This window comes from Streptomyces sp. NPDC000941 (assembly GCF_053599555.1).
Genome location: NZ_JBSFMM010000425.1, coordinates 1 through 4,415, shown reverse-complemented (window position 1 = coordinate 4,415; position 4,415 = coordinate 1). Strand labels below are relative to the sequence as shown.

Genomic DNA, 4,415 nt, shown 5'->3' with positions numbered 1-4,415 from the left:
CTCGGCGGCGGGGGCGCCGCGGTGCGGCGTCGGCGCCTCGTCGTACCGGCCCTCCGGCTCGGCCCCGGGCTCGTCGGGCTCGTCGATGTCAAGCGGCGGGTAGCCGGCCAGCGACGGCAGCAGCTCGTGCAGCCGGGCCGCCAGCTCGGAGGCGCGCAGCCGGGAGGCGGGCGCCTTGGCGAGGCACTGGAGCAGCAGCTGCCACAGCTCGTCGGGGATGCCGGGCAGCGGCGCGACGGTCTCCGTCACATGGCGGCGCAGGATCGCGCCGGGGTGGCCGCCGCCGAAGGGAGTGAAGCCCGCCAGGAGCTCGTACAGGACGGTGGCGAGGGCGTACACGTCCACGCTGGCCCGCGGCGGCAGCCCCTCGACGATCTCGGGGGCGAGATAGTCCGGGGTGCCGATGACGCTGCGCGGGTTCTGGACCCGGCCCTGGGCGGTGCCCTGCGGGCGCACCCGGCGCGGCGCGTCGACGAGCCGGGCCACACCGAAGTCGGTGAGCAGGGCCGGGTGGGAGCCACCGGGGCCGAGCGGACCCTGCATGTCCAGCAGGACGTTCTCCGGCTTGACGTCGCGGTGCACGATCCCGGCCGCGTGGGCCGCGGCCAGGGCGTCGGCGATGTCCGCGGCGATGGCGACCGCCGCCTCGGGGGCCAGCCGCCGCTCGCGGTCGAGCCGGGTGCGCAGATCGGTGCCGCGCACCAGGTCCATGACCAGGGCCAGGTCGTTTCCGTCGACGACGAGGTCGCGTACGCCGACCACCCGGGGGTGGTCCAGGCTCAGCAGCGCGGTGCGCTCCTGTACGAAGCGGCCGACGAGCTCCTGGTCGGAGGAGAGCTCCTCGTGCAGGAGCTTGATGGCGACCGGGCCCTCGGGACCCTCGCCCAGCCACACCGTGCCGGCACTGCCGCGGCCCAGGACCTGGTTGGCGGTGTACCGGCTGCCGATCTTCCGTGACAAGACTGCTCCGACTCCTCCGACAGGGGCACGTTGGCGACAAAGCTACGCGGCTACCGGCAGGTTGGGGGCCTCGGACAGCGCCAACTGTCCGCTTCTGCGCGGAAAACACCCTTCAGATGTCGACAAATCCCCTTAGTGGCGGGGCCCTTGGGCGCGGGCCCCGCGCCGTACTTGGGGCTGGGTCAGCTGGGTCAGCTGGGCCCGCCGAGCTTGGAGATCCAGTCCTTCACCTCGGTGATCCAGTCGGTGACCGCGTCCCAGTAGCTCTTGCCCTCGGCGACCCAGTCCTTGAGCGGGGTCAGCTCCCAGATCAGCCAGGAGCCCACGATCAGGATCACGATCACGAACAGACAGCCCTTGAGGCACCCCATACCGGGGATCTTCATCGGGCTGGAGCTGCGCTGCCGGGGCTGGCGCGGCTCGGGCTGCTGCGGCTGCTGGGGCGGCGGCGCGTAGCGCTGGGGCTGCGGCTGCTGGGGGTGGTGCGGCGCCGGGGCGTAGTTCTGGGGCTGCTGCTGGGCGTACGGGGGCGGCTGCTGGCGCCTCTGCTGCCTGCGCGGCGGCTGCTGGGGCTGCTGCGGCTGGTACTGCTGGGGCTGCTGGTACTGCGGCGGCTGCTGCGGGGCGGGGCGGCGCTGGGGGCGGCGGCGCAGCGGGTCCTGGCTCGGGTCGAGGTACTGGACCTGCGTCTGCTCGTTGCGGTCGCGGGCCGCGCGCAGCTGGTTCTGCCAGGGGTGCGGATCGTCCGGACCCTGGCCGGGCGGCACGGGCGGCATCGCGCGGGTCGGGTCGGCGCCGGAGGCCGGGCCGGAGCCGGCGGGCAGCACCTGGGTGGGGTCGGCGTTCGCACCGCCGCCGGGGCCGCCGCCCGGTCCGCCGGTCTGGGGCAGCACGCTGGTGGCCGCGGCGGGGTCGAAGGCGCCCGACGCGTTGGACGGGAGCACCTGGGTCGGGTCGGCGGCGCCCCCGGGGTCGGCGTTCGGCACCGGGGCGGGCGCCGGGTCCGGGGCGAGCAGCGCGCCGACGCCGAGCGCGGCCTCGGCCTGCGCGGGCGTGGCGTGCACCCCGACGCCCGCGGCGACCACGCGCAGCCCGCGGGCCAGGCTCTCGGCGCTGGGCCGGTCCTCCGGGCTCTTGCGCAGACAGCGCTCTATGACCGTCCACAGGGGCTCGGGCACGGTGGTGGGGCGGCGCGGCTCCTCGCTCAGATGCCGGTGCAGCACCTCGAGCGCCGTGTTGCCCGCGAACGGCGGACGGCCGGTGACCAGCTCGTACAGCATGATCCCGGCGCCGTAGATGTCCACCGCGGAGGTCTGCGGGCGGCCCTCGGCGGACTCCGGTGCCACATACGCGGGCGTGCCGACGAACTCATGGGTGCGGGTGAGGCCCGGCGAGTCCGCGAGGCGCGCGATGCCGAAGTCGGTCAGCATCGGGTGCATCTCCTCGCCCTCGCCCGTGCCGGCCAGCAGCACGTTGGCGGGTTTGAGGTCGCGGTGCACAACGCCGTCCGCGTGGCTGGCGGCGAGCGCGTCGGCGATCTGGGCCATCAGCAGGGCGGCGGCCACGGGGGTGAACGGGCCGTTGCTACGCAGGTAGTTGTGCAGGTCCGGGCCGTCGATCAGGTCCATGACCAGGGCGAGCAGATCGCCCTCGACGACCAGGTCGCGAGTGCGGACGATGTTGGGGTGGGTGAGCCGCAGCAGCACGGAGCGCTCGCGCAGGAAGCGCATCACGATCTCCGCGTCGTTTGCCAGCTCTTCCTTGAGGACCTTGATCGCGACGGTCTCGCCGGGCTGCCCGGCCACGGCGGCCTCGGAGCCTGCCGCCTCCCGCTGGCGGGCTCGCCAGACGGTGCCCGTGGCTCCGCGTCCGAGCGGCTCCTCGAGCAGGTACTTGCTGCCTACCGGCCGCACGTCATGCGCTCCCTGGTCGTGGTCCATGTTGTCTGCGTTGTCTGCGTCCTGCCGACAGCTGGTTGTTCATGTCGCCGACATCGCCTGCGTCGGCCCCACTGTAGTGGGGCCGTACGACATGCCGTACTGATCTCCGTACGAGCCGCGGATGAGCCGCGGATGAGCCGCGCAGAGCACGGCTTGCGGGGAAGACGCACGATCCGGACAGATGGTTGCCAAGGTCGGGCGGATCCGTAGCATTCGACGCCATCCGATGCCACAAAGGACAACCGACAGACAGCCACCCAGTCACAATCAACCACTTTCGGCCAGTCAGCCGACCAATCAAGATCATGAAGCGACGGTCGGCGGGCGGAATGTCAGTGGCAGGTGCGAGGATGCAGGCAGCACGGATGCGGTGGGGAGCCGGGGGGACCCCCGCGCGCCGTGCCCGTACGCGCGTGCTCGTGCGCCCGTACGGAGCTTGACGGAGCTTGTACGTGCCGACGCGCCTGGGGGCGGTGGGGGGAAACGGCGCCCCTGCCCGGCCCCCCGGACAGAAGGGACCGTTGACGGCTATGCAGATTCGGCTGACCGTCCTCGGGCCGCGCAGCGCCCACCCGAGCCGTCCGGGCCAGGCCGTGCCCGGCCACGCTCACACCGGACCCTGCACCGTGGATGTGCTGGTGACCGCCCCGGCCGGCACCGCCCTCGCTTCGGTGGCCGGCGGGCTGGCCGCCGCCCTCGCCGCCTCCGGCTGCGACGCGGGCGGCAGCGGCGGCGCCGTGCTGTACGTGGGGGCCGAGCGGCTTGACGCACAGCGCTGCGCGGTCGGCGAGCCGCCCCTGGTGGACGGCGCGGTCCTCGCGCTGAACGGCCCGGCGGACCCCGACCGCTATCCCGGTTACCCCGGCTACCCGGGCCTGCCGGAGGCCGCGGCACCGGACGCGACCGTCCGGCTCGACGTGGTGGCGGGGCCCGACGCGGGCGGCGTCCATCTGCTGCACGGCGGCCAGGTCCGCATCGGCCGCTCCGCCGACGCGGACGTCCCCCTCGACGACCCCGATGTGTCCCGGCTGCACTGCGCGGTGACGGTCGCCGACGACGGCCGGGTCACCGTCACCGACCTCGGCTCGACGAACGGCACGGCGGTCGGCGGCGCACCCGTCGGCCCCCACGCCGTCCCCCTGCCTCCGGGCGCCCTGCTGCGCATCGGCGAATCCGCCCTGCGGCTGCACACCCCGTCCCCCTCCCCCGCCCCGCCCGAGCGCCTTCCGGCCCACCCGGACGGCGAGGGCCACCTACGGGTCGTCCCGGAGGCGCACCCGGGCGCGGCCCCCGAAGCCCCGTCCCACGCCCCCGCGGCCACCACGACGGGCCAGGGCGACTGGCTCCGCGCCGAGCGGGCCTCCGCCGGGCACGGCGGGATGTCCGGCCGCCCCACGACGGCCGGGGACGCTTTCGAGCCATACGCGGCCCAGGACGGCCGCGACCGCGCCGGGCGCCCCGCGCCGGGCGCCGGCCCGGCCGCGCGCGGCGGCATGACGGGCCAGATGGAAGAGC

At 74.8% G+C, this 4,415-nt stretch carries 3 protein-coding genes; 1 reads left to right on the top strand and 2 read right to left on the bottom strand.

Annotated elements, in window-relative coordinates:
- Together ACWDSL_RS52135 and ACWDSL_RS52130 are read right to left on the bottom strand one after the other, a co-directional pair.
- A partial coding sequence (locus ACWDSL_RS52135) for a serine/threonine-protein kinase (RefSeq protein WP_450496653.1) occupies positions 1–960 on the bottom strand: 960 nt, incomplete at its 3' end.
- 191 nt (positions 961–1,151) lie between these two features.
- A complete protein-coding gene (locus tag ACWDSL_RS52130; RefSeq protein WP_450496651.1) occupies positions 1,152–2,873 on the bottom strand; it encodes a serine/threonine-protein kinase in 1,722 nt (573 codons plus the stop codon).
- Positions 2,874–3,430: 557 nt separating this feature from the next.
- Here ACWDSL_RS52130 and ACWDSL_RS52125 point away from each other — a divergent pair.
- Positions 3,431–4,415 (top strand): FHA domain-containing protein (locus ACWDSL_RS52125; protein WP_450496649.1); only part of this gene is annotated, 985 nt, incomplete at its 3' end.